This window comes from Pseudalkalibacillus sp. NRS-1564, assembly GCF_050467905.1.
In the GTDB taxonomy this organism is placed as follows: Bacteria; Bacillota; Bacilli; order Bacillales; family Guptibacillaceae; genus Guptibacillus; species Guptibacillus hwajinpoensis_B.
On the sequence record NZ_JBITPM010000003.1, the window covers coordinates 42,109 to 68,241 of the forward strand.

At 39.1% G+C, this 26,133-nt stretch carries 26 protein-coding genes and 1 pseudogene; 6 read left to right on the top strand and 21 right to left on the bottom strand.

Translation table 11 applies throughout. The annotated features are described in order from the left end of the window. Positions 1–132: 132 nt before the first annotated feature. The 4 genes and pseudogenes from ald to ACIFPW_RS01325 all read right to left on the bottom strand — a co-directional run bounded on the left by ald (position 133) and on the right by ACIFPW_RS01325 (position 2,528). On the bottom strand, positions 133–1,251 hold the full coding sequence (gene ald, locus ACIFPW_RS01310; RefSeq protein WP_430241439.1) for an alanine dehydrogenase: 1,119 nt from the start codon (positions 1,249–1,251) through the stop codon (positions 133–135). Positions 1,252–1,386: 135 nt separating this feature from the next. Then, complete coding sequence (locus ACIFPW_RS01315) at positions 1,387–1,725, bottom strand: fluoride efflux transporter FluC (protein WP_430241441.1); 339 nt, start codon at positions 1,723–1,725, stop codon at positions 1,387–1,389. Then, positions 1,725–2,097, bottom strand: a pseudogene (locus tag ACIFPW_RS01320) (fluoride efflux transporter FluC). The gene ACIFPW_RS01315 and the pseudogene ACIFPW_RS01320 overlap by 1 nt, the downstream one beginning before the upstream one ends. Before the next feature lie 56 nt (positions 2,098–2,153). Beyond that, positions 2,154–2,528 (bottom strand): hypothetical protein, encoded by a 375-nt coding sequence (locus tag ACIFPW_RS01325; RefSeq protein ID WP_194219278.1) that lies wholly within the window; start codon positions 2,526–2,528, stop codon positions 2,154–2,156. Positions 2,529–2,655: 127 nt separating this feature from the next. Here ACIFPW_RS01325 and ACIFPW_RS01330 point away from each other — a divergent pair, with 127 nt between their 5' ends. Continuing rightward, the gene (locus ACIFPW_RS01330) at positions 2,656–3,981 is read left to right on the top strand and encodes a purine-cytosine permease family protein (RefSeq protein WP_430241443.1); all 1,326 of its coding nucleotides are present in this window, start codon (positions 2,656–2,658) and stop codon (positions 3,979–3,981) included. Positions 3,982–4,066: 85 nt separating this feature from the next. On the opposite strand, the gene ACIFPW_RS01335 is transcribed toward ACIFPW_RS01330, so the two are convergent. The 10 genes from ACIFPW_RS01335 to sppA form a co-directional block, all read right to left on the bottom strand. Beyond that, a complete protein-coding gene (locus tag ACIFPW_RS01335) occupies positions 4,067–4,225 on the bottom strand; it encodes a hypothetical protein (RefSeq protein ID WP_226614667.1) in 159 nt (52 codons plus the stop codon). 134 nt (positions 4,226–4,359) lie between these two features. Then, on the bottom strand, positions 4,360–4,863 hold the full coding sequence (locus ACIFPW_RS01340) for a MogA/MoaB family molybdenum cofactor biosynthesis protein (protein ID WP_430241445.1): 504 nt from the start codon (positions 4,861–4,863) through the stop codon (positions 4,360–4,362). After that, the gene (locus ACIFPW_RS01345) at positions 4,860–5,708 is read right to left on the bottom strand and encodes an EcsC family protein (protein ID WP_430241447.1); all 849 of its coding nucleotides are present in this window, start codon (positions 5,706–5,708) and stop codon (positions 4,860–4,862) included. Before ACIFPW_RS01345 ends, ACIFPW_RS01340 begins: the two co-directional genes overlap by 4 nt. 126 nt (positions 5,709–5,834) lie before the next feature. After that, positions 5,835–7,022, bottom strand: coding sequence for an acetate kinase (locus ACIFPW_RS01350; protein ID WP_430241450.1), 1,188 nt, complete (start codon positions 7,020–7,022; stop codon positions 5,835–5,837). A gap of 175 nt (positions 7,023–7,197) precedes the next feature. Next, a complete protein-coding gene (locus ACIFPW_RS01355) occupies positions 7,198–8,190 on the bottom strand; it encodes a class I SAM-dependent methyltransferase (protein ID WP_430241452.1) in 993 nt (330 codons plus the stop codon). 224 nt (positions 8,191–8,414) lie between these two features. Further along, complete coding sequence (gene tpx / locus ACIFPW_RS01360) at positions 8,415–8,912, bottom strand: thiol peroxidase (protein WP_194219271.1); 498 nt, start codon at positions 8,910–8,912, stop codon at positions 8,415–8,417. A gap of 220 nt (positions 8,913–9,132) precedes the next feature. Further along, positions 9,133–9,666 (bottom strand): GerW family sporulation protein, encoded by a 534-nt coding sequence (gene ytfJ / locus ACIFPW_RS01365; RefSeq protein ID WP_194219270.1) that lies wholly within the window; start codon positions 9,664–9,666, stop codon positions 9,133–9,135. A gap of 31 nt (positions 9,667–9,697) precedes the next feature. Then, positions 9,698–10,297: a DUF2953 domain-containing protein gene (locus ACIFPW_RS01370; protein ID WP_430241455.1), complete on the bottom strand. Its 600-nt coding sequence runs from the start codon at positions 10,295–10,297 to the stop codon at positions 9,698–9,700. Between the two features lie 107 nt (positions 10,298–10,404). Beyond that, on the bottom strand, positions 10,405–10,878 hold the full coding sequence (locus tag ACIFPW_RS01375; RefSeq protein WP_430241457.1) for an RDD family protein: 474 nt from the start codon (positions 10,876–10,878) through the stop codon (positions 10,405–10,407). 13 nt (positions 10,879–10,891) lie between these two features. After that, a complete protein-coding gene (gene sppA / locus ACIFPW_RS01380; RefSeq protein WP_430241459.1) occupies positions 10,892–11,887 on the bottom strand; it encodes a signal peptide peptidase SppA in 996 nt (331 codons plus the stop codon). 331 nt (positions 11,888–12,218) lie between these two features. Between sppA and ACIFPW_RS01385 the strand changes: the two genes are divergently transcribed. Beyond that, the gene (locus ACIFPW_RS01385; protein ID WP_430241483.1) at positions 12,219–12,968 is read left to right on the top strand and encodes an NAD kinase; all 750 of its coding nucleotides are present in this window, start codon (positions 12,219–12,221) and stop codon (positions 12,966–12,968) included. Between the two features lie 170 nt (positions 12,969–13,138). On the opposite strand, the gene ACIFPW_RS01390 is transcribed toward ACIFPW_RS01385, so the two are convergent. Next, entirely contained in the window at positions 13,139–14,746 is a 1,608-nt protein-coding gene (locus ACIFPW_RS01390; protein WP_430241461.1) for an amidohydrolase, read from the bottom strand. A gap of 171 nt (positions 14,747–14,917) precedes the next feature. On the opposite strand from ACIFPW_RS01390, the gene ACIFPW_RS01395 reads away from it, so the two are divergent. Then, positions 14,918–15,988, top strand: a complete 1,071-nt coding sequence (locus tag ACIFPW_RS01395; protein ID WP_430241464.1) for an undecaprenyldiphospho-muramoylpentapeptide beta-N-acetylglucosaminyltransferase — start codon at positions 14,918–14,920, stop codon at positions 15,986–15,988. Positions 15,989–16,037: 49 nt separating this feature from the next. On the opposite strand, the gene mbcS is transcribed toward ACIFPW_RS01395, so the two are convergent. The 4 genes from mbcS to ACIFPW_RS01415 form a co-directional block, all read right to left on the bottom strand. Next, positions 16,038–17,621, bottom strand: a complete 1,584-nt coding sequence (gene mbcS, locus ACIFPW_RS01400; RefSeq protein WP_430241485.1) for an acyl-CoA synthetase MbcS — start codon at positions 17,619–17,621, stop codon at positions 16,038–16,040. 115 nt (positions 17,622–17,736) lie between these two features. Beyond that, positions 17,737–17,937, bottom strand: coding sequence for an alpha/beta-type small acid-soluble spore protein (locus tag ACIFPW_RS01405; RefSeq protein ID WP_098444548.1), 201 nt, complete (start codon positions 17,935–17,937; stop codon positions 17,737–17,739). Positions 17,938–18,026: 89 nt separating this feature from the next. After that, on the bottom strand, positions 18,027–19,229 hold the full coding sequence (thiI, locus tag ACIFPW_RS01410; protein WP_430241487.1) for a tRNA uracil 4-sulfurtransferase ThiI: 1,203 nt from the start codon (positions 19,227–19,229) through the stop codon (positions 18,027–18,029). After that, positions 19,229–20,368: a cysteine desulfurase family protein gene (locus tag ACIFPW_RS01415; protein WP_430241467.1), complete on the bottom strand. Its 1,140-nt coding sequence runs from the start codon at positions 20,366–20,368 to the stop codon at positions 19,229–19,231. Before ACIFPW_RS01415 ends, thiI begins: the two co-directional genes overlap by 1 nt. A gap of 357 nt (positions 20,369–20,725) precedes the next feature. On the opposite strand from ACIFPW_RS01415, the gene brnQ reads away from it, so the two are divergent. Continuing rightward, positions 20,726–21,964, top strand: coding sequence for a branched-chain amino acid transport system II carrier protein (gene brnQ / locus ACIFPW_RS01420; protein WP_430241470.1), 1,239 nt, complete (start codon positions 20,726–20,728; stop codon positions 21,962–21,964). 85 nt (positions 21,965–22,049) lie between these two features. On the opposite strand, the gene ezrA is transcribed toward brnQ, so the two are convergent. Further along, entirely contained in the window at positions 22,050–23,747 is a 1,698-nt protein-coding gene (ezrA, locus tag ACIFPW_RS01425; RefSeq protein WP_430241473.1) for a septation ring formation regulator EzrA, read from the bottom strand. Between the two features lie 223 nt (positions 23,748–23,970). On the opposite strand from ezrA, the gene hisJ reads away from it, so the two are divergent. Beyond that, positions 23,971–24,804 (top strand): histidinol-phosphatase HisJ, encoded by an 834-nt coding sequence (gene hisJ, locus ACIFPW_RS01430; RefSeq protein ID WP_430241475.1) that lies wholly within the window; start codon positions 23,971–23,973, stop codon positions 24,802–24,804. Here hisJ and refZ read toward each other — a convergent pair. Then, a complete protein-coding gene (refZ, locus tag ACIFPW_RS01435; protein ID WP_430241477.1) occupies positions 24,791–25,444 on the bottom strand; it encodes a forespore capture DNA-binding protein RefZ in 654 nt (217 codons plus the stop codon). The two genes, hisJ and refZ, sit on opposite strands and share 14 nt — an antisense overlap. Before the next feature lie 150 nt (positions 25,445–25,594). Between refZ and ACIFPW_RS01440 the strand changes: the two genes are divergently transcribed. After that, positions 25,595–26,080, top strand: coding sequence for a GAF domain-containing protein (locus ACIFPW_RS01440; RefSeq protein ID WP_430241478.1), 486 nt, complete (start codon positions 25,595–25,597; stop codon positions 26,078–26,080). The last annotated feature ends 53 nt before the right edge of the window (positions 26,081–26,133 follow it).

Genomic DNA, 26,133 nt, shown 5'->3' on the forward strand with positions numbered 1-26,133 from the left:
TTGATGATTCACCTCCCTCTCTTATGATTCGTATAACTATATAAAAACCCTTCAACGCTGATGAAAATTTCTAAGCTTTTTAATACGATAAAAAAATAAAGCAGCTAACGGTTAGCTGCTTTATTTCTACTTCTATTTTTCAAGGAGTGAGCGAGCATTTTTATATGTGAGCTGATGGGCTTCAGCTACTGCTTCGTACGTTACAAATCCGTCCATCGTATTAATTCCTCTTAGCAATGGTTCATTTTCTAGACATGCTCTTTTATAACCTTTATTCGCAAGCTGAGCGGCATAAGGTACAGTCACATTCGTTAAGGCAATGGTTGATGTACGCGGAACAGCTCCAGGCATATTCGCTACCGCATAGTGAACAACATCATATTTTGTGTATGTCGGGTTGTCATGAGTTGTGATACGATCGGTCGTTTCGAAAATACCTCCCTGATCAATTGCTACATCAACAATAACAGAGCCCGCCTTCATTTCTTTGATCATCTCTTCTGTTACAAGCTTCGGTGCTTTTGCACCTGGAATAAGCACTGCACCAATCACTAAATCTGATTCTTTCACGGCTTCTGTTATATTAAGTGGATTGGACATCATCGTATTAATTTCAGTACCAAAAATGTCATCAAGCTGACGCATTCGTTCTGGACTTAAATCCATAATTGTCACATCGGCACCAAGCCCCATCGCAATTTTCGCTGCGTTCGTTCCGACGACTCCTCCACCAATAACCGTTACTTTACCTCTTTTAACCCCAGGGACACCGCCCAGGAGAATACCGAGTCCTCCTTTAGGTTTCTCAAGAAATTGAGCCCCTATTTGAGCCGCCATCCGACCAGCAACTTCACTCATGGGTGTCAAAAGAGGTAGCGAGCCATTTGGTAACTGAACGGTTTCATAGGCAATTCCAATAACTTTTTTTTCTACAAGAGCCCTTGTTAATTCTGATTCTGCAGCAAGATGAAGATATGTAAATAAAATCAAACCCTCACGAAAGTAGACATACTCCTCTCGAAGTGGTTCCTTTACTTTCATGACCATTTCCTTCGACCACGCTTCAGCGGCCGTCTCTACCAGATGAGCTCCAGCTTCAAGATATTGGTCATCCCCAAAACCAGATCCAACGCCCGCTCCTTTTTCGATATAAACTTCATGACCTAATCGCTTTAAGGTCAGTACTCCAGCAGGGGTCATTGCTACACGGTTCTCATTGTTTTTAACCTCAACAGGCACTCCAATATGCATTGATACTCCTCCTTTATCTCTAACGAGCCATATACTGTTACCTCTATTGTATAACATTTAATACCATTAAATGAGGGAATGACTTAAGGGGTGAATCTATTTCATAAATAGATCGTATTAGTTATCCGAATATTTTTACACCATTATCATATACCCCACTGCCACCATTAATAACCCGCCAATTAAGCTAATTGATATATATGTGACAGAAAGCCAAAGCTTTATTGAGCCTAGTTCAAAAGCCTCGTACATAAAGGTGGAAAAAGTCGTTAGTGCTCCGAGAAATCCAGTCGATATCCCAGGCCCCCAATCGCCTGCTCCGAAAGCCATCCCTAGTATAAAACTTCCTATGAGGTTAACAAGTAGAGTGGCTAGCGGGAATTGAGAAGTGTTCCATCGGTTAACCAATAATGCCGTTATATATCGAAGCCACGCTCCTATACCTCCACCGATGGCAATCATTAACCACTCCATTACGTCACCTTCCTCGTTCTTTTAGCTAGTAAGACTCCAAGGAAGACACTTAGAATTCCACTTACAATAGTGCCGCCCCCATAAAGGCCCATCTTAATAAACTGACCATCTTTTATGTAGACCAAAAGATCAAGGGAGTAGGTTGAAAAAGTCGTAAATGATCCTATCATGCCAGTTGCAATCATTTTTTTTTGCTGGCTCTGAAAAGCGATTGTTTGAATGATTGTATTGATAGAAAAACCCAAGGATAATGGAACCTACTATATTTACTATAAAAGTCGATAATGGACTGCCATTCAATATGGTTCCCACCACCGCTCGTAGTGTAGCACCAATTGCACCACCTAAAACGACTGCAAAACTATTCTTCACTTGAATGCGGCTCCTTTCACGTCTTTCCTCATCTTAACGAAACCGCTATTCAAAGTCTACCGATCGTTTTGGTTCCAGACCCAAGTATATAATCTTCCACTTGCATCCATCCATTTCAACTCAAATCGCTCTGCATTTTTATAACCAAAGGTGTCCATTTTCTTTACTAATTCTTCTACGCGCGCGATTTCAGTTACTTCCAAATGCTGAAATAACGCCTCTACTTCGTCTTTTGCACGATCACCTTTCTCAACGACCGTTCCATTCTCTACCTCAAATTCGTTCGGACTGGAAAATTCCCATTCATGTTCAACTCCATTTGTTACTACCATACATTTAAATGAGAAGCTGTTTTCTAATGTAGAAGCCTCTGCTCGAATTGTAAATAGACACAAGTAAATAGCAAAGGTTATGACAACAAACTTTTTCATTATTAATCACCTCACCCTTATGCTGAGTGTAAACAGCAAATATTATTCCTAACCGAGCAATCAGGATTGCTTCATTCTTTTTTGCGAACTAAAATAAAGATAAGTCCGTAACTTTAAAGGAGATCATATGAGCAGTCTAAGCAAAACCTCTTCTACTATTCAAATTGAGCGTTATGGGCTTGAATCAGTCCCAGAAAAATTACGCACAACAAGATGGTATGAGTATGCCATGATTCAAATGACCGTTTCTGTCAATGCCGGTAACTTTCTCGTCCCAGCTCTCGCCGTCCTCGAAGGCGGCCTTAGTTTTGTATGGGCAGTTCTCGCCACTGTATTTGGAGCAAGTCTTGCATTCCTTTTCGTGTCTTACCTTTCTTTTCCAGGGGCACGTCGAGGTATCCCTTCACAGTATGCAGTAAGAGCTTTTGTTGGTCTGAAAGGAGCTCAATACTTCGCCTCTCCCGTAAGAACCATCACGTCGCTCTATTGGTTTTCTGTACAAACCATTGGAGGTACTTATATGGTTGTAGAGCTGATGAAACGTGCTTTTTCAATCGACCTTCTTTTTCTACCAACATCTCTATTTCTCGCTTCAGTAATGGCTTTACTTGCATTAATAGGATTCAATGCCGTCAAAAAAGCCACAAGGTACTTTCTCCCTCTTCTATTTGCCGGAGGAGTTGCCATGTTGTTTGTGTATTCTCAGACTCCTATTAACGGGAAGAGTTACTCAACCGTTCTATCAGTTAAACACGGTCCTGAACTAGGCTCTTTCTTTTTCTTTGCCAGCCTCGCTTTTGTGCAGTATGTATCAGGTGTTAGTAGTTCTTCAGACATGGCAAGGTACGCAAAATCCACTCAGCATGCATTCTGGGGAATCTTCTCAGGAAATACGATTGGTTTCACATTAACAGCACTACTCGGAGCCTACACCGCTTCAGTAGCTAGTACGTGGAACCCATTTTTAATCACGAGTCAACAAACACAGTCACCACTCCTATTGATACTCATTTTTGCTTCAGCCCTTTGCTCGATGATTATGATTAACATTAGCAATGCTTATACAGGAGGATATAGTCTGCTTAATACATTCCCCTCTCTTGGTCGAGTAAAAAGTGCGGTATTACTAGGTTGTGCCGCTGTTATATTAAGTGGATTCCCTACTTTTGTTAACCAGGCCGAGTCATTTATTTCACTTCTTGGATCCTTCGTTATCCCGTTATCAGCTGTAATCGTGACTGATTTTATTATTGTGAAAAAAGGAAGATTTACTTCAGCGATGCTCCAGGAATTATCTGAGAAGGCCAATCTCTTGAATCGACCTGGGTTTGTCGCGATTTTAATTGGTCTTATCTTTTACATTATTCTTCCTGCATCCTATTCACCAGGTTTTCTCTCATTTTTCCTAACTGGTGGATGTTATCTCGCTTTTCGTTACTTCCCAGTTCGTTAATCATGGTGAAGTTCCATTAGAAACAGCAATTCAAAACGATCATAAATAAAAAAAGTTCATGCGCTCAGCATGAACTTTTTGCTTTTTAATAATAACTTTTCCTGTCAGCTTTCCGTGGTAATTCTTTTGTTTTTTTAGTTTCTTCTTGATCAATGACACCACTCTGGTATGATTCACTCAACTGCTGATGCACGGCCATTTCGCCATTCTCATCGTAAATCAGTTCCTTTTTCTTATCAGCCATAAGACATCCTCCTATCATTTCGGACTTGCGCTTATATTGTTTCCAAAGCAAGGATGAAAAATGCTCCTAAAAATAGGATGATTGAATCTGAAATCGGAATGGATGGTCACATAAATTTCGTTACAAGAGATTCTTTATTTATGGAGCTCACGGACAATATGCGGCAACTCCGGTAGCAGTAATCGCGACATTGCTAATTTGACTGCTCCTGAAGACCCAGGCATAGCAAATATTGCCGTTTCACCTGTCACCCCACCAATGGCTCTACTAAGCATCGCTGGAGTACCAATATCATCTGTATAGCTAATCATGCGGAATAGTTCTCCAAATCCCGCAAGCTCCTTTTCGAGTATAGCTTCAACAACTTCATACGTAACATCTCTTTTGGATATTCCAGTTCCACCATTTAATAGCACAACATCAACGTCTTTATCATCTATACCTTTTTGAATCGCCTGGCGGATTTCTTCTTGTTCATCTATTACGATTTTCCTTTGCCCCACCATATGATTGTTTTCTTCAAGTAAGGAATAAATAACATCTCCGCTTTTATCCGTTTCAACTGTCCTTGTATCGCTCACGGTTACAATGAGAGCTCGAATCAATGGTGCATCTTTTTTGTGATCTTCTGCACTCATCCTACGTCCCCCTTTTCAAGCTCATTCAAGAAACGTTTCTGATAAAATTTATGTGCGGTTTCACTTACAGTTCGCGCAAATCTATAGTTCACTCCCGCTCCCATGGCAATTCCAAGAAGCGGTATTCCTTGAATTACTTTTTTCCTTAACATCATAAGAACAGTTCCCTTTATAATTTGCTTCATTGGTCCTTGTAGCCAATTTCCGTCTGCAATTTCTTCAGGCCCTTCATAAAAATAAGGATGCGTTTGCTCATGCTTTATCTCTTCCTCTAACGTTTTCCAGGCTTGTTCTTGTAGCACTTTCGGTAATGTTGCCATGTGAAATACTTTAAGAGCGATCATCATTTCGGAAGGATAGTTTACTGGATAGCCATATGTCATCGCTATTAGCTGAACAGTACGCAAGTTAATAGCAAGTACAGCAGGTATATCAAGACCCAGCAGTAGAAAACTCCCCGTTCCAGCAAGTCCCCCTTGAGCAAATGATACCATTCGCTGACGGGCAATTTGTTGATCTGCTATGTAAACAAGGTGATCAATCGAGAGGTTTTTCATATCCTGAATTTGTTCAATTTTAGGATCAAATAACCTTGCATCCGTTAACAATCGATGACTGGCATCCACTTGCGATTGTGAGTTTTGTATAAGCGAATGCATATGAAAAAGAGCTGAATCAATTACAGCATACAAACGGTTTTTCGTTGGTGACTCTAGCTGATTAAGCTGATAGTCATACCATTTCTGGAAAGTGCGCTCTACGTCCGTTGCATGATGCGTAAAGTGCTCTTCCTCCCATTGAATTATGCCGTTCATTCTTTTTTGTTCTCTATCTGTCCACACCATTCAAATTCACTCCCTTACAACTCTTTCTTATATTGTAGCTTTTCCAATCAAAAACTTCCAACAAAGGTGGAATAAGGAGTAAAAAAAGAACAGCACATCTGTTAAGATACGCTGTTTCTCTAAAGTTTATTTTGAAAGCCTAACTGTATCACGCGCAATGACGACTTCCTCATTAGTAGGAATAATCATTACTTTGACAGGTGAGTGAGGGTAGCTAATGAAAGCTTCTTTCCCCTTCACCTTATTTAGAGCTGGATCCCAATATACGCCCATAAATTCAAGGCCACGAAGTACACGTGCACGAACAGCATCACTATTTTCACCGATACCTGCTGTGAAAATAATAGCGTCTAGTCCTGACATGCGAGCTGCATAAGACCCAATGTATTTATGAATACGAGAAGTAAATACTTCTAGTGCTAATTCAGCACGTTCATTTCCAGCTTCTGCTTTACTAGTGATATCGCGAAGATCACTTGAGAAACCAGACACTCCAAGAAGACCACTTTTCTTATTCAATGTATTCATTACTTCTTCTGCTGTTTGACCAGTCTTATCCATAATAAATGGAATCAAAGCAGGGTCAATGTTACCTGAACGAGTTCCCATTGTTACACCAGCTAGTGGAGTGAAGCCCATTGATGTATCAATTGACTTTCCGCCTTGAATAGCTGCAATACTTGCACCGTTACCAAGGTGGCAAGAAAGGAGACGCAATTGATCAAGCGGACGACCAAGCATCTCTGCCGCTCTCTCTGAAACATACTGGTGAGAAGTACCGTGGAAGCCGTACTTACGAATACCATAATCTTTATAATAATCGTAAGGGAGACTATATAGGAACGACTGCTCAGGCATAGACTGATGGAAAGCTGTATCAAATACGGCTACAGATGGAACATCTGGTAGAATTTCACGGAATGCACGAATCCCAACAAGGTGAGCGGGGTTATGCAATGGCGCAAGCTCTGATACTTCTTCAATGCTAGCTAGTACATCATCCGTAATCAATGCAGAGTCATCAAATTTCTCACCGCCGTGAACCACACGGTGTCCAACACCTTCAATTTCATTATAGGAAGAGATAATGGAGAAGCTAATCAGCTTATCTAATAGCATTTTAACCGCAACTCCATGATCAGGAATATCAGTAATTTCTTCTTTCTTTTCACCGTTCACTTCTATTGTAAAAATGGCGTCATCAAGGCCGATTCTCTCCACGAGTCCTTTAGTGATAACAGTTTCTTCCGGCATATTTAATAGTTGAAACTTCAACGAAGAACTACCGGCGTTGATTGCGATTATTTTCGCCATATGTGACAGCTCCTTTAATTCAATAAAATTAGAATACGACACGAAAATAGAAGGGTAAGACCCTTCTATCTTTAGCACTCTTATTATTTAAACATCGTCCATTACTTTATTCAAGGTGAAAACCGCTTACATTCAAGTATTCCGCCAATTCAGATTTGTAAACGTTTCATAACCTTTAAGAAAGCTGTGAAAACCAACCGTTAATCTGCTGCATCATGTTCAACATCGCTTCACGATTGGAGAAGGATGGAAGCTTTGCCATCATAACTTGTTTAGGTTTTAACGTATGTTCTCCTTTTTTCTGAGTAACAAGAATACTTTTAGCTTGCGACTCATTCGCAAATAAACTTGTAGGCAATTGAATAATGCCGTGGATAACAGAGCGATCATTTAGCAAATTCCTCACTTGCTTGGCTCCATCATCTCCAAAGAGAAAGTTTGGAATCATAAAGAAGAGCATGCCAGACTCTTCCGTCATATTTAAGCTTTGTTCGATAAGAAGATGGTGAACGTAAGACATCCCTTCTTCTGCTTTTAATTCGTATTTTGCAGATGCTTCCTCATGGGGATAGTAACCAACAGGTAAATCAGTTACGATCGTATTAACCTGGGGAATATAAAGTGGCTTTACGCTATCCTGGTGAAGAAATTCTACCTGGTGTTTTTGCAAATTCGCATTAACAAAACCTAAATGTAATAAAAGATCATCTGGTTCCGCCCCGAATGCTTCAACTTTCTCACCTTCTAATTGGTTTAAAACAGAAGTGAGTAAATTTCCTGTTCCTACTGCAGGATCAAGAATTTTCATTTCCTCTATATTTAATACATCTTTATATTTTTTCACAAGATAACCGATTAAATGCGCAACACTATCTGGAGTCATGGCATGATGAGGCTGAATTCCTTTCTTCATCCCTTTCAGAAGTGCAAGCTGGATCCCTTTACGCACTGTTTCTTTCTTAGCATCCTCAAGATCACATGAATCATAAAGAGCTTTAAGACGGACAACGGTATCCGTATCTAGTTCCTCTTGTAATACTTTATTTTCGAATATGTTTAAACCTGTCTCAACGAGAGCTTCAAGATACGACATTTCCAATTTATTTTGAATAACTAGCGTCGATTCATCAAGCACGTTATATAAATTTTCTACAGTTAGTTCGGTCATTGATTGGCCTCCTATCAGTTCGCCGTCTCTATTGTAAACAGTCTTGAGTTCTTTCGCAACATCGGAAGATCATCTGTTACGAGAGAGACTTTTTATACTTTGCAAAAGTTTATGGCTAATCGAGAGTTTTCTACACTAACGTCTATGAATTATAGATCACAATACAATTCCGTTAAAAAAGGACTCCGATCACGTCATCGAAGTCCTTGCCATGTTTGTTTACATTATTCAGCTTGCTTAGCGGCGTTAAGTGCAGCGTCATAATCTGGGTGATTTGTTGCTTCACTAACATATTCTGTGTATACAACTTCGTCCTTACTGTTTACTACAAAAACAGCTCTTGCTAATAAACGAAGCTCTTCCATCGCTACGCCAAAAGCTTTACCAAATGAAAGATCGCGATGATCAGATAAAGTAATAGCATCTTCAATTCCAGCAGCACCGCACCAGCGCTTCTGTGCAAATGGGAGGTCAGCGCTAATTGTTAACACTTTCACGTTATCAAGCTTAGCAGCTTCTTCGTTAAATTTACGTGTTTGAGCATCACAAACGCCTGTATCTAGTGATGGTACGACACTAATGAGACGAATACCTGCATAATCATCAAGCGTTTTTTCAGATAGATCATTAGCAAGAACAGTAAAATCAGGCGCTTTGTCCCCCGCTTTTACTTCTTCCCCTAAAAGTGTCATCGGCGTTTCTTTAAATGTAATATTAGCCATGTTCATACCTCCTTCATAATTGGTCGTATGTACGACTGTTTTCATCATATATGCCATCGCTTCTGATTTCAAGAAATCAGCTAAGGCTTTCTAGCTCAGTTTTTATGAATCAGAGGTATTTATGTTCGATTAATGCAACTTAGTTTTCTAGAATAACCCACAATGGCAGAAGAATCGAATCTAAAGACCATATAAAAAAGCTACTTTAATTAAAAGTAGCTTAAAAATCCAAATCCTGCTTATCGTCATCCTGCTGTCTCTTATGACCACGGAAGAGGTGTTTTCCTTGGGATGTATGTCGCGAAGATTGTGAATCGCTTTGGTGATCGTTTCCTCTTCTTCCCTTAGTCTCATGATTCATATTCTGAAGAATGCTTTGTACTTTTTCAATTGCCTGTGGGGCAAGATCGAGCAATCTCTCATAAAGATGTGTGGTGTTATCAAGGTGTATCATCTTTATATCGCCAGCACTTACAATTAAAAACGCAATTGGCGTTATGGAAACACCACCACCACTACCTCCACCAAAAGGATCGCCTTTGCTTTGCCCTTGCTGATCACGCTGATTGGACTGTTGCTTTAGCATAAATTCACTACCACCAGCAGCAAATCCAAATCCAACCTTTGACACCGTTAGAATGACGCTTCCATCAGGGGTTTCGACAGGATCACCTATAATCGTGTTTACATCAATCATGTCTTTCAGATTTTCCATTGCAGTCTGCATAAGTCCTTCAATTGGATGTTCAGGCATTTTGTGTTTTCCTCCTTCACTTACTAAACCGCTAAGCCTCCTGCACATTCTTTTGAGACTTCATTAATTTAATTGCCGCGATCATAGCATGCCCCAGTTTAAATGTAATCATGCATCGTATATAAGTTTGAATCGTTTTCACTTCATAAATTGGTGTTACGATGAGTTGAGGGACTGAATGAAGATTAGAGTAATGTGATAAAAGTGTGAAGATAGCGACTTTTGTATTCATAATAAGTTCAGCTACTACTGCAGTACTTGCAGCGTTTCCCATTCCAAAATTTGTTTCCCATTGAATCGTTCGAAATCGTGTCTTCCTAAGAAAAAACAAAACAGATGTTTTAGCCCCAAGCGTTTTTTTCAGTAACTGGATGACCTCTTTGAGGTCACCTTTCAGCCCCTCTTCTTCTTTGCTTGCTTTGACAGCCTCTTCCCCACCTTCTAATAACGTTTCAAGTGGTATGGTTGTCTCATAAATAACTAATCCGAAGAGGGCTTTCACAGCTATTTGAATTTCTTCAACTGAAGAAGAGTGTTCTATTGTGAACGTTACTCTTACTGTCGAAAAAACAATAAGGGGTAAGGAGGCGATCACTAATAAGCCAAATATAGCAACAAGAATAATAATCAATGAATAGCCTCCTCCCATATACCTTTCTATTTTGAGACAGTATTCATGAAAATAGAGTATAAAATAAACCTGCCCAATATGGACAGGTTTATTCATTCAGTATGTTCTTATTCTTCGTGCACAACAATTGTATCAGCAAACAAATCATGGATTCCTTGTTTTTTTTTCGTAAAAGCAACGACAAGGAAACCAACAAATAAGATTGTTTTACTAATAAATCGTCCAATGCCTTCTCTAAAAATAACCGTTCCCCATGTTAAAGTCGTGCTTTTAACAGAGGCTACCCTTAAACCAAAAAGCATTTTCCCTAGCGTTTGAGATAAGAACTTAGTCATCAGTATAAAATAAGCGTAATACACGATACCTGTTAATATCGCCTGTAGCGGCAGATAGGCAGGTTCATTAGCAGGAAGATCAAACCCCTTGATCATAGGAGTAATCAAAATTCCATTCAAACTTGCTACAACAATAATATCAACTAAATATGCCCAAAAGCGCATCCAGAAGCCAGCAAAACGCTCGTGCTTCACTTCTTTCTCTAAAGATGCGGGAGAGGCAGTCGTACTCATTGTTTCATCCATTCTGCCTGCCTCCTTATTCAGAATATAAATACATTAACTCAGGGGATTGTGGAGTGGATAATAACTGCTGGATGCCTAAGAGATCTTTATCTGGCCCCATGAGCTTAGCGGCCGTGATTTCAAAGAGAGAGTTTAATCCTAAATTTTGCTTATATTGCACCACTTGTAACTTACGATCCCCCACGTCTTCTTTCATACCGGCAATTGTATCTTCAAGATTTCCCAGGTCATCAACAAGGTTAACTTCCTTCGCTTGCCTGCCATCATAAATTCTTCCGTCAGCAAGCTCCCTTACTTTGCTTTCATCCATTCCTCTACCTTCACTAACTACCCGAACGAATTCATCATATGAATTATCAATCATTGATTGGAGAATGTCCCGTTCTTCATCAGTCATTTCACGACTAGGAGACATAATATCTTTATGTGGACCGCTCTTAATTGTCTCCCATTTCACTCCTACCTTCTCAGCTAGTTCTGCATAGTTCATCGACTGCATAATAACACCGATGGAACCTGTAATCGTGGAAGGACTCGCAACGATTTTATCAGCTGGAGCTGAAACATAATAACCCGCAGAAGCCGTCATGCTTCCCATTGAAACATAAATGGGTTTATCCGTTTTCTCTTTAATCTCTAAGAGCTTATCATGAATTTCTTCACTTTCTACTACCCCGCCGCCCGGCGTATTAAGTCTTAAAATGATGCCTTTAACACTGTTGTCTTCCCCAGCATGCTCCAAACGTTTCATAAACACAGCATGATTGTATCCAGACTGTGGAAGGAAACTAGTGTTTGTTCCAGTATCTTGAATAACTCCTTCCACATTCAAAACCGCAATCTTATTCGAACTACTACCTTCCTCAATAACCGTCTCTGCAAATTGGTCTGTTGTGTTCATTTCTTCCTGCCATCCTCCAAATGCCAGACTAGAAACAAAATTAAACCCGATTGATACGATAATCAGAACAACGGTAATGCCGAGGGCGATCCATCGTTTTCCATTCATAGTAAGCCTCCTCTATATCCTGATGCTATCTTATGTACGATGAAGCCAACTTATTGGTTTCATATTTTTGAGAATACCATACAAAATAAGGAATCGCACTCCTTAGAAGCTTTTGAACAAATTTAATGTGACGAGAGAGGGAACCATAGAAAGTACACTTTACTCTTCTTTCCGCAATCGTTCATAGTCTTGAATAAATGAGCGAAATCATAATTTTTTCTTTTTTCTAAAAAGCGATAATGATAAAGTAAAGAAGACAAACAGATAGACAGGGAGGAATTCACATGCCAAATCGACGTAATTTGTTTTTTTCTATAAGCAGTCAAAAGAAATTCAGGAGAAAGTAGAACCGTTAAAGGCACTAGCAGAAAAAAACGATTTTCATATCGTAGAAAACCCTGAAGAAGCTAGTATTATTGCAAGTATTGGAGGAGATGGTGCTTTCCTTCAAGCCGTAAGAAAAACAGGTTTCAGAGAAGATTGCCTTTATGTAGGAATTTCTACTGGTGAGCTCGGATTTTATTGTGATTTCCACATCGATAACATCCAAAATATGGTGGGAGACATTTTGTCAGAAGGCATTGAAGTTCGTCGCTACCCGACGATTGAAGTAAAAGTGAACAATGAATCATCCTTCTATTGCTTGAACGAGTGCACCATTCGTTCGTCAATTATTAAGACACTTGCCATGGAAGTTTATGTGGAAGATTTTCACTTTGAAACATTTCGTGGAGATGGTCTCATTGTTTCCACACCAACAGGAAGCACGGCGTATAATAAGTCCGTAAACGGTGCAGTGGTAGATCCTAAGCTTGCTTGTATGCAAGTAAGTGAACTCGCTTCACTAAACAATAATCATTACCGCACGCTCGGCTCTCCTTTTATATTAAGTGATGAGAGAACGCTTTCTCTTCAAGTTATTCAGGATGGTAATGATTATCCTGTTATTGGTATTGACAATGAAGCAATGAGCATTCAGCATGCTCAAGAAATTCAAATTCATATCCCAGAAAAACGCATTAAAACGGTTAAGCTTAAAAACAATTCTTTCTGGCATAAAGTTCAAAGAAGCTTCCTCTAAACGAAAGAAGCGCCACAAAAGTGTGCGGCGCTTCTTTTTTTATTGACTATGTTAACGAACATCGTTGAACTTCGGCTCATTTACGATCTGTAATAACCAATCGTCTTGAGCTAAAAAAACGAGTTATCAACAATATAAATTCACATAGGTTTTTATTAGTAAAGAATTTTTTATGAGAGAGAACCACGCTCTTTTTGATAAACGATTGTTTCATCAATGACTGTCATAACAGCATCTGTTTGAATAATAAGGTCTGGATCACAATTAAAAATATCGCGATTTAATACAGTGAAATCCGCTGCAAAGTTCTCTTTAATCATACCTCTTTCACGTTCTCTTCCAATTGCAAACGCACTTCCTTTAGTAAAAAGTGAGACGCTCTCAAACACAGATAATTTCTGTTCAGGATAATATCCACCATGTGTTTCCTCAGGACGCTTTCGCGTAACTGCTGCATGAATACCTAACAATGGATTCACAGGTTCAATCGGAGCATCTGATCCACCTGCAATTGGAACGCCACTATCAAGCAGCGTTTTCCACGCAAATGACCGTGTCATTCTTGCTTCGCCGAGACGCTCCATTACCCATGGAAAATCCGAAGCGACAAACCTTGGCTGAATATCAAGAATAACTGAAAGTTCTTTTAATCGTTTTAACAAATCATCACGCATGACCTGCGTATGGATAAGGCGATCTCTAAGCCCATGTGGAGCAGGATACTGTTCAATCGCTTCAATTGCATACTCGAGTGCCAAATCACCAATCACATGAATAGCCACAGGCATATCATGAACCCTTGCTTTCTTCACAAGTTCGGTAAGTCCTTCAATGCTATGAATCGCAACTCCTGACGTATCAGGAGAATCATTGTATGGATCGCTCAATAGAGCAGTACGTCCACCAAGTGCGCCATCAGCAAAAATCTTCATCGCACCTAGCTCTACATAATTTGTTCCATCACCGAAACCTAACCCTTGCTTGCGCATCTGCTCGATTACTTCATGATGGACTAATAAATTAGCTCTAAATTTACGTTGTCCGTTGATGACATTTACGAAGGTCTCATAAGTACGTTTAAAACCACCATAGTAATTTAGATCTTCACTATGGCCACCTGTAACGCCTTTCGCTACAAGGTCATCGACTGAGCAAGATAGAGCTTTTTCAAGGTATTCAACACTTACTTCAGGCATAGCATCCTTTACTAGTTCCTGGGCACGATCCAATAAATAACCAGTTGCTCTGCCTTCATTATCCCTCATGATTACGCCACCTTCAGGATCTGGTGTATCATCCGTTATACCTGCAAGATCAAGGGCTATCGAATTCGCAAGTATGGCATGTCTACACACTCTTGTTAACATCATTGGATTATTTGGAGCAATATCATCTAATTCATCACGGTGGAAGATTTTGCGATCCTGAAAGTTGTTTTCATTCCAACCTTCCCCAATCACCCAGTCAAATGAGGCTGTATCATTCACTTTGTTAATCAGATGTCTTTTCATCTCTTCCGCTGACGTAGCCTCCGATAAATCGAGACGCAGAAGTTTTTCTCCATGTCCAATCATGTGGAGATGACTATCCACAAAACCTGGAATCATGACATTCCCTTTTAAATCATGCTTTTCTGTCATTTCTTTCTCAAACATAGAGGTTAGTTCTGATTTAGACCCGACCTTTTTGATACGGCCATTTTCTGTATAGACGGCTTCTACCGTTTCATTTTCATGTTCAAGCGTATAGATCTTACCACCAAACCAAAGCGTTCCCACTGATGTTCTCTCCTTTATGTAAATGTAAATTGTGAGCTAATTGTATCATTCCTCATATAAACTGTGAATCTTCTGGTTTTTCATCAAACTCTTGGTTGATTTTTCAATCATGATACAATAAGAATAACAAAGAGTATATGCAAGACAATTGTTGAAGGTGAGGAAATCTCGTTGAAAAAGAAAATCTTATTTACAGGTGGCGGCTCTGCCGGGCACGTTACAGTTAATTTAGCACTAATTCCTCGTTTTTTAAAAGACGACTGGGATATCCATTATATCGGTTCTGAGAACGGCATTGAACGTCAGTTAATTGAACCTGTCAAAGGGGTTACTTATCATCATGTTGCTACCGGAAAGCTAAGAAGATATTTTGACTGGAATAACTTCAAAGATCCTTTTAAAGTAATTAAAGGCGTAGGAGAGGCTTTTTCCATTATTAAACGTGAAAAGCCTTCTGTCATTTTCTCTAAAGGGGGATTTGTATCTGTACCTGTCGTAATCGCCGGAAAGATGAATGGAGTTCCTGTCATTATTCATGAATCTGATTTAACACCGGGACTCGCTAACAAAGTAGCCATCCCTTTCGCCTCAAAGGTATGTACAACTTTCCCTGAAACGGTAAACCATTTACCTGAAAGCAAAGCGGAATATATCGGCGCAGTTGTTCGTGATGAACTGAAAAGTGGCAAACGCTCCACTGGCCTTTCTTTTGCCGGATTCACTGGGACAAAGCCTGTTATGTTAATTATGGGCGGAAGTCTTGGTGCAAAACGAATCAATGAAGCTGTTCGCAATCAGTTAGATGAGCTTTTACAAACATATGATATTCTCCACCTTACCGGTAAAGGGCAAGTGGTTGAAAATTTGCAAATGCAGGGGTATAAGCAATTCGAGTATGTAACAGATGAACTTCCTCACTTATTAGCCATGGCTGATTTAATTGTCTCAAGAGCTGGTTCAAATTCTATTTTTGAGTTCCTTGCATTGAAAAAACCAATGTTACTCATCCCATTATCAAGAGCTGCAAGTAGAGGGGACCAAATTTTGAACGCCCAATCGTTCCAGAAATCAGGCTATGCGAATGTTCTATTGGAGGAAGATTTATCAGACGCTTCTTTCTTAAAATCCGTACGTGAAACATTTGAGAACCGCTCGACATATATAAAAGCAATGGAACAGGATAATGCAGGAGATCAGGCAAATAAGATTGAAGCTTTAATTAAAAATAAAGCAAAAAAATAAGAAGAAGACCTTTGAGGTCTTCTTCTTATTTTTTACTGTATCCTCTATTCTAAGACGCCCCAAGAGTTTCTTTTTGACGAAGCTCAATTCTTCTAATTTTACCTGAAGTTGTTTTCGGAAGTTCTTCAATAAATTCAACTTTTCTTGGATATTTATAAGGCGCAGTTAGCTCTTTTACATGATCTTGTAGTGTACGAACTAAAGCATCTCCCGCTTGATTGGGATCTTTCAGTACAATATACGCTTTTACTATATTACCGCGAACTTCATCAGGACTTGCGACGACCGCACACTCCTGTACAGCCGGGTGTTTCACAAGAGCATCCTCTACTTCAAATGGTCCAATTGTATATCCGGAGCTAATGAAAATATCATCACCTCTACCTTCAAACCAAAAGTAACCATCCTCATCTTTGGAAGCTTTATCCCCCGTTAAGTAATAGTCACCTCTGTACGCCATTTGCGTACGCTCCAGATCCTTATAGTACCGTTTGAACAGAGCAGGTACATCCTTATGGACGGCAATGTCTCCCACTTCTCCAACCTGAACAGGTTGACCATCTTCATTAATAATATCCACTTGATTACCAGGTGTTGGTTTCCCCATTGAACCTGGCTTTACTTCCATGCCTTTTAGAATGCCAACAAGTAATGTATTCTCAGTTTGACCATAGCCGTCTCTGACATCAATCTGAAAATATTTTCTAAACGTATCAATTACTTCACGATTAAGCGGCTCACCAGCTGAAACGGCGCTTCTGAGAGCAGGCAATTTGTACCTAGTTAAATCATCTACCTTTGCCATTAAGCGATACTCTGTTGGTGTACAACATAAAACATTAATATCATATTCTGAAAGAAAACCAAGGTACGCTTCTGGATCAAATTTACCACTATAAACAAAACCAGTTGCGCCACTACATAATGTAGCAACAAAAGGGCTCCAAATCCATTTTTGCCACCCTGGTCCTGCAGTTGCCCAAACGTTATCTCCCTCATGAATATCGAGCCATGAGGCTGAAGAAGTTCTTAAATGAGCATATGCCCAACCATGACTATGAACAACGCCTTTAGGATTTCCCGTTGTTCCAGACGTATAGGAAAGGAATGCCATGTCTTCTCTTGATGTGGCCACGCCAGCGAAAGAAGCGCTTTCATTTTTAGCTTCATCCAGTAAAGATATCCATCCATTAGCACGATTGCCTACAATGAATCTATGTTCCAAAGAAGGCGCTTCGTCTTCTACACCTTCAAATGATTCAATAAGTTCTGCTTCACAGATAACCGCTTTTGCTTCGGCATGATTAATTCGATAGATCAAATCTTTTTTTCTCAACATTTCTGAAGAAGGAATAACGACTAGACCCGCTTTCAAACAGGCAATGTATACGGCATATGTATCAATTAACCTGGGCATCATGATCAAAACACGATCTTGACTTGTTAATCCCTGGGCAGTTAGCGCGCCAGCGATGCGATTCGCCTTTTCAAATAAATGTTTATATGTAATTTCTTGAACTTCGCCTTGATCACTTCGCCATTTTAGGGCCACTTTATCTTCTTTAGAAGTAAAGCGCTCCATCTCGCTTGTTAGATTGTAATGTTCAGGTGCAATTAAGTCCTGCATTCTTATCCCCCTTTATTCTGCAATAATTACATTATACATAAAAGTATGAAAGTTTTGAACATTATTGCCGATAAAAAAGGAGAAGGTGTCTAATTCACCTTCTCCAAGCCATTATATTAAATTATTTGGAGTATCCTCCGAATTGCTGTTCAGATTGTTGAACAAGACGCTTCGTGATCTCGCCGCCAACTGAACCGTTTGAACGTGAAGTTGAGTCTGGACCAAGATTCACACCAAATTCAGAAGCAATTTCGTATTTCATTTGATCTAAAGCTTGTTGTACACCTGGTACAACAAGGTTGTTTGAGCTGTTATTAGCCATGAGTTGTTCACCTCCTTGACACTATCATTTGATAGAGAAGGGAGGGTTATTCTCATTAACTATTGGTAGTATGGTTAAATGTTGGAAGATTAAAGTAAGTCATCAAATGAATCATCTTTTTCCTTAATAACAATTGTTTCAACACCACTTACAGCCTCTTCTACTAATTCATCAATTGGTAAGTATTGTTCAAATTTATTTGCATGTTCCCGTTTTGGTTTTGTCTTAGGTGCATCTGGCAAGAACACCGTGCAACAGTCCTCATATGGCCGAATCGAGATATCATACAGGTCAATAGCCCTTGAAATCCTCATAATCTCAATTTTGTCCATAGAAATAAGAGGCCTTAGAACAGGATAATTTGTCACTTCATTAATTGTATTCATACTTTGAATCGTTTGACTTGCTACTTGTCCAAGACTTTCCCCTGTTGCAATGGCAAGTGCTCCACTTTTTTCTGCTAACTTTTCCGTGATTCGCATCATCATTCTTCTCATAATTGTCATGCTGTAATTATCAGGCATTTCTTTTTGAATTGATTTCTGTGTATTTGTAAACGGGACAATATGAAGACGAATGTCTCCACCGTATCGAGAGAGAACTTTTACAAGATCCTCTACTTTCTGGCGTGAACGCTCACTTGTAAAAGGAGGGCTGTGAAAATGAACTGCTTCTACTTTTACTCCCCTTTTCATCGTTAAATAACCTGCGACTGGACTATCGATACCACCTGATAACATCAACATTACCTTATTATCTTGAGCAGTTGGAAGACCTCCAGCACCTTCTGAATTATCGCAACTAAGATAAGCACCAGCTTGCTTCACTTCTACCTTCAATTCCATGTCAGGATTGTGGACATCCACCGTTAATTTTTCTGTATTAGTAAGAACATAACCACCTATATCGCGATTCATATCTTGTGAGCGATGTGGAAATTGCTTGAAAGGTCTCCTAACTGTTACTTTGAAAGTCATACTTTCATTACCCATTTGATCCTTAACAAGCTGTAATGCCTTTTCTTTAATAAGATCGAGATCGTGTTCTGTCTTGATGGCGACACTAAGGGAGTGAATGCCAAAAATCGTTTTTAGCTTCATAATTATCGGATCTGGATCCTCTCCATTCAATTTCACAATCATTCGGTCAAAAGATTGATGAACCTCAATGGATGGATAGTCAGACAATACCTGCTTCACTCTTTTTTTCAAAGCAGTGATAAATCCTTTTCTGTTTTTACCTTTAAGTGAAATTTCCCCGTAGCGAAGAATGATATGATCATACATAGCTATTACCTCATTACATGTTTTAGTTTGGGTATTACTTTTTGAAGCTCTTCAAGAAAGAATTCTACTTCCTCTATCGTTGTATCAAAAGAAAGGCTTATTCTAATAGCCGACTTTGCCCCTTGATCTGATAAACCAACAGATGTTAATACGTGGCTTGCTGCTGCTGTTTTGGAAGAACACGCCGAACGAGTTGACACATAAATTTCTTTTTCCTCAAGCGTATGAATCAATACTTCCGGCTTAATACCAGGGACTGAGAAATTAACAATATGCGGAGAACCTAATCGAGTACTATTTAACTTCACGCCTTCAATATCGGAGAGTTCTTTTAGCAACAGCGTTTGTAATGTTTTTAACTTCTCCTTTTGAGCATCCGCTTTCCCTAAAAATATTCGAAGAGCCTTTGCCATCGCGACGATTCCAGGACCATTTTCTGTACCTGAGCGAATGTCGCTTTCCTGCCCCCCTCCTGAAAGCAGTGGAAATAAAGACAGTTTATCTCGTTTTATTAATATCCCATTACCTTTTAGCCCATGAAATTTATGCGCCGAATAAGAGACTAAATCCGCTTGTACTTCATTAAAGTTGAGTGGCACCTTACCAATTCCCTGAACATCATCAATATGAAAGAAGGCACGTGATTTTTGTTTAATCAACTTTCCCGCTTCTTTTATTGGTTGAATGGCACCCATCTCATTATTCACGTGCATAATAGAAACAAGAATGGTTTCAGGAGTGAGCGCCTCTTCAAGATCATCTAGAGAGATTTCTCCTTCTCTGTTAACAGGTAAATACGTCACTTCAAATCCCATGGATTCAAGCTGCCGGAAGGACTCCAAAACGGAAGCATGTTCTATACTCGTAGTAATGAGGTGCTTACCTCGATTCATATATTGAAGTGCTGAACCTTTAATAGCCAAATTATTACTCTCAGTTCCACCAGAAGTAAAAATAATTTCATTCATTTTAACTTGTAACAAATCTGAAATACTCATTCTCGCTTGTCGAAACAATCGCTCTGCTTCTCCACCTTTTCGATGAAGAGAAGATGGATTAGCGAAAAAATTTTCAGCTGCTTTTCGATATGCATCAAGTACTTCTTTATAGGGCTGCGTTGTAGCACTATTATCCAAATAAATCATATTATGACACCTTCAGTCATCTTATATTTCCAACTAATAATCCTACCATAGGTCAAACAAATCACCAAATCAAATATTCTAGATAATGAGATAGATTCATCATTTTGTTCGTTACGCTAAGAATGGTTATGATTACCAAGGTCGAACGAACGCTGCTAGAATGGCAGGTGAATTATTTGAATTATTAATCATTTTGGTTTTGTTATGATTTGTCGATCAATTGTGTTAATATGAAGTCCGAAAATTAGGACATGTTAAACAGTTTAATCAGGAGGCCCTTATGAAGTTGAAATTATCAAATAAAGACATTTTGACAATAGGATTAATGCTTTTTGCTCTTTTCTTGGAGCAGGAAACATGATTTTCCCACCCGCGCTCGGTCATTCTGCTGGGAGTAATATTTGGGTAGCAACAGCTGGTTTTCTCATCACAGGAGTTGGACTTCCTCTTTTAGGCGTGACGGCGATTGGGTTAACGGGGGGAAACTTAAAAGATATTGCTTCTAAAGTTCACCCCACTTTCGGATTTGTATTCACTGCGATCCTCTATCTTGCGATTGGGCCATTCTTTGGAATCCCACGTACCGGGACGGTAGCATTTGAAATTGGTGTCGTGCCATTTTTGAATGAATCAACGAATGTTACCGGGATGCCATTATTTATCTATACCCTTATTTTCTTTGGTATTACGTTTTGGTTATCACTGAATCCTTCAAGATTAGTGGATCGAGTGGGAAAGATCTTGACACCTTTATTACTTCTAGTTCTTGGAAGTTTAATCGTAGGAGCTTTTATCCATCCACCAGGTCCACTTTCAGCCCCTTCAGCGAAGTATGAGGACGGCGTTTTCTTTAAAGGTTTCATTGAAGGTTATCTTACGATGGATGCAATTGCAGCTCTTGTATTTGGAATTGTGGTGATTCAAGCCGTCAAGGATAAAGGCATCACAGATCGAAAAACCATTTCCATCGCTGTATTGAAAGCTGGAATCCTAGCAGCAATAGGGTTAACGGGTATTTATTTATCACTTGCCTATATAGGAGCTACAAGTGTTAACCTTCTTGGTTCAGTCAATAACGGAGGAGAAATCCTCTCTAGTGTTGCGAGTTACCTGTTCGGCTCATTTGGCACACTTCTTCTTGGAGCCGCGATTACATTTGCTTGTTTAACAACATCTGTAGGACTAGTAACGGCATGTGGCGAGTATTTCTCAAAAACGTATCCAAAGCTTTCTTATAAGTTTGTTATTCTGATCATTACAATTTTCAGTGCTTTTGTGGCAAACCTTGGACTGACTCAATTGATTACATTTACATTACCTGTTTTAATTGCGATTTATCCTGTAGCAATTGTATTGATCTTCTTAACATTCATGAGCTACCTATTTTCTATCCATCACTACGTTTATAGGGGGGCTATCATTTTGACAATCCTTATAAGTGTTCCCAATGCCCTTGAGGGCGCCGGGATTATAATGCCTGGGATTACCATTCTACATAAGCTCCCACTCTATAGTGATGGCGTAGGATGGATTGTACCCGCTATCATAGGTGGAATAGTAGGATGGATAATATCTAAGAAAGATAGAACATCATAATTTTTTCTAACGCAGACAAATTGTCTGCGTTTTTTTAAAAAGAAAAATACTGATTACAACAAAAAACTCTCCTCAAGGAGGAGAGTTATGATTTAACAGGTTCTCTTACATCATCTTTCAACGATTGAAGCACCTGTGGATCAACCTTTTCAATGGCAGCTTCAGCTGTTGATAATGCTTCATCGTACTCATATTGTCTGAAGTGATCTTCTGCTTTTTGAAGCAGTTCATCTACACTTCTGTGCTTCCCTCGATATCGATTCCCAAACTGAATCAAGCGTTCGGTCAGAATGGCGTCTTCGACAAGCTTTTTTGTTATTTCAGTACTATGTTCAACCGCACGTTCAGCATCAGAAAGCACTTCATTAATTTGATAAATATCAAGCGGTACGTCTGAAAGACGATCACTTAATTCTACAATGATATCCTCTGCCAGTTCATAACCATCTAAATATGATTCTGGAATGCCTGGTAGATTACTTAACTTCATCATTCTTCTTGATTCAATTAATCTTCTCTTCAAATCTTTAATCGTCTCAAGCGCTTTAAGCTCATCTTTTCTTAACATATGCAAATTCTCTTTTTGAATTTGCATTTCATGATCAATTGAAGCAAGATCTTCTTTTAAGGAAAGCACCGTTTCAGCAAGTGTGGTAAATGCCTGCTTATTGCCTTCAACTGCTTCAATAACAGCATTAAATCGAATATGCATATCAGAAATCTTTTTCTCAATTTCCTTAATCATTTTCAATTCCTGTTCCTCTAAACGGTAACTGAGCTGCACAACATTCGTTTCTTCTTGCAAGTCTTGAAAGTGATTATTAGTTTTAAGCAGCTCATGTTCAAGCTCCTCTACTTTCTCCGTAACAAGATGCCTTGCATCTACTTCAGATTCCAATTGATCATATAGTCCTTCAATATTTCTTCGCACTGTATCAATTTCTATCTTGATCTCTTCGACTTCCGTCTTCTCAATAGCCGAATCCCATCTGACTAAATCCGATTCGACGTGTTCAATATGATCTTGAATTTCCAAATGATCAAGTACATAGCCTTCAGACTCCATCACGGAAGTTCCATCTTCAAGTTCTTTTAGTTGAGAAGGTATCTGCGTATGCACAAGCGCTATTAATTCTGGTGTAACAGAAATTTTTTCTTGAACAGCTGTTAACCGCTCTTGGATTTCTTTCAACACACTTCTAGCTTCAAGATAGTTACCTTCTTCGGTTAGTTGTTCATAGCGCTTAAGATCTTGTTTAAGTTCTTCGAGTTCAGCTTCTAGGGTAGGATAAGCCTTACCAAGTGAACGATTTTGTGAAAGAAGTCGCTGTTTGGCTTCCCTGAACACCTCTTGAACGGAAACAATTTCTGTTCTATTCTGCTCTTCACTCGAAACGAGCTCATTAATATCTTCTAACATCAGTTCAATACGCTTTTCAATCTGTTCTAATCGTTCACGAGTTTCAACTAATGTTGCTTTCGCTTTACTAAAGCGATACCTCTCAGCAGCTTCCTCGGTATCCATAAGCTGCTCTTCCAAGTTGGGAAGCTTAACTGCTACGATCTCATCCCACTCTTCACGCCATTTTTCAAATTTTTCTTCCGTTTGACCTGACATTGTTAGACCTTTCACCTTCGAAATCTCATCTGTCACAGGTCTGTTTAATATATCAATCTTCCATTCTTCTAGACGATCGATTTCATTGTATATTTTTCTTCTAGCAAAAGTGCCGTATAAAATGACGGCAACAAGTAAAATAATCGCAATGACAATATACTCCAACGGAAGCACCCCTTCTTCCACATCATCAATTTATGTATACATGCTAAAACAGCAGTCTAAATCATCAGATATAGATCTTTTATAAACGAATATGTACGAATTTCATCAATGTTTTTATGATACCATGTAATTACCTCTTTGACTAAATAAATTCAATATTTGACAACTAAAATCCTTGATTTTATTATAAACTTTTTCATTTATTGAAAGAAGGTGCTTTTGGATGATTATTTCATATGATGGACACATACACTCTCCATTTTGTCCACATGGATCAACAGATTTATTTGAGGATTACGTAGAAGCTGCTACTCAGTTCGGTTACAAAGGCATGACATTTACTGAACACGCTCCTCTCCCACAAAATTTCCATGACCCTGTTCCAAATCAAGATAGCGGAATGAAATGGGAAGTACTAGAAAACTATTTTGAAAATATTCAGCAGCTAAAACATAGGTTTAAGGGAAAAATTGAAATTAACTGTGGACTAGAGGTTGATTATATTGAAGGCTATGAAGAAGAGACAAGGCAGTTTCTTAATACAGTAGGACCACAATTAGATGATGCGATTCTTTCTGTTCATTTTTTGAAAGAAGGAACTAACTATACTTGTCTTGACTATAGTCCAGAAGCTTTTGAACAACTAATTGCTTCATTGGGTTCCGTTGATATGGTTCACCAAAAGTATTACGAAACGCTATTGAAGTCAGTCCATGCTGATCTAGGAAAGTATAAGCCTACTCGAATTGGACATATAACTTTAGCAAATAAATTCCAGAAAAAACACCCGTCTAAAAGTTCCTTTTTCTCGGAAATCTCTACATTACTTGATGCGATTAAAGAAAGGGGCTTTTCATTAGATTATAATGGAGCCGGAACAGTGAAACCTTTATGTGGAGAGCCATATCCAACTGACTGGGTTATACGTGAAGCAATAAAACGAGAAATCCCTCTCGTCTATGGCTCAGATGCTCATAGCGCAAAAGGGATTGGTCAAGGAGCAGAACGACTTCTTACACACTCTCTACAATCACCAACCTTGCTTAGCCGTTCATAACGAACGGCCTTGCTTCCCAAATTCCAGTCTTACAAATATATCGTTCTATCCATTCATTTAATTGTTTCGTATATCGTTCAATAAAGTAATGTTCATTTGGCTGAATATGATGCACTTCTAGTATATATTGAGGTTGCAAAAATGGCATAGAAAGCATGCCTCTCATTTGCATGATGATATAATCAATGGATTGTGGACGAAATTCCTCCCTTGCAAACCCCACCTCAAATATTTTGCTAAAGTAGTACTTTTCTTTTGCTAGATAAGTGGTCATGATTTCCCGAACAAGCACTGAATCAAAAGTGATCTCCCGATGTACAAACCTGGCGAGTTGCCTATTCTGATACTGATACTCCATAATCCTTTCAATAGCTTCAGCGAGACAGCTTCTGGCAGATCGCGCGTCAAGCTGCTGATATACTTTTTCGAGTTCCTTTACATACCCTTCTAGAAATGACATCATTAGAAACTCAGCTAACCCCTTTTTGCCGTTAAAATAATACGAAATTAAGGCAACATTCACATCCGCTTTACCCGCTATATCTCGCACTGAAGTACCGTTAAAACCCTTTGTATTGAAAAGTTGAATGGCGGCCTGTATGACACTTCGCTTCGATGCTGTATCTCGCTCCTGTTTCACTAGGAACCACCTCCAAATAATACGATCTAAATTATTGATTCGGTAATAACATAGGCAATCCTTTATTAATCGTACGACAAAATATGTGTATTAATCTGCAAGATTTGATATGATGTTCATAATTTCGATGTAAGGAAGAGGTGTTTTGACATGTTTGAAGTCGAATCCTATTCAGGCAAAAGAGAAAAAGATTATCAAATGGTAATTAAACAACTAAGAGCACTGCTAGATGGTGAAACAAATCAGCTCGCTAATCTTGCAAATGCCTCTGCTTTATTAAATCAGTTTCTAACAGATGTCAATTGGGTTGGGTTCTATTTATACGAAAAAGAGACCGATCAACTTGTGCTCGGGCCTTTCCAGGGACTTCCAGCATGCGTTCGTATTCAGAACGGTAAAGGAGTCTGTGGCACAGCATCTAAAGAAGGCAAGACGATGCGAATTGACAATGTTCATGATTTCCCCGGACATATTGCATGTGACGCTGCTTCACAATCTGAAATTGTAGTGCCAATGTACACTTCAGATAAGCTCCTCGGAGTACTTGATATCGATAGCCCTAAAGTTGGCCGTTTCGATGAATTGGATCAGGAGTATTTAGAGAAATTTACTGAAGCATTGCAAGATTTTCTTTAGAGTTAAAGTAAAGTATTTTGTACCTATACTACTTAAAAAGAGGCTGGGACAAA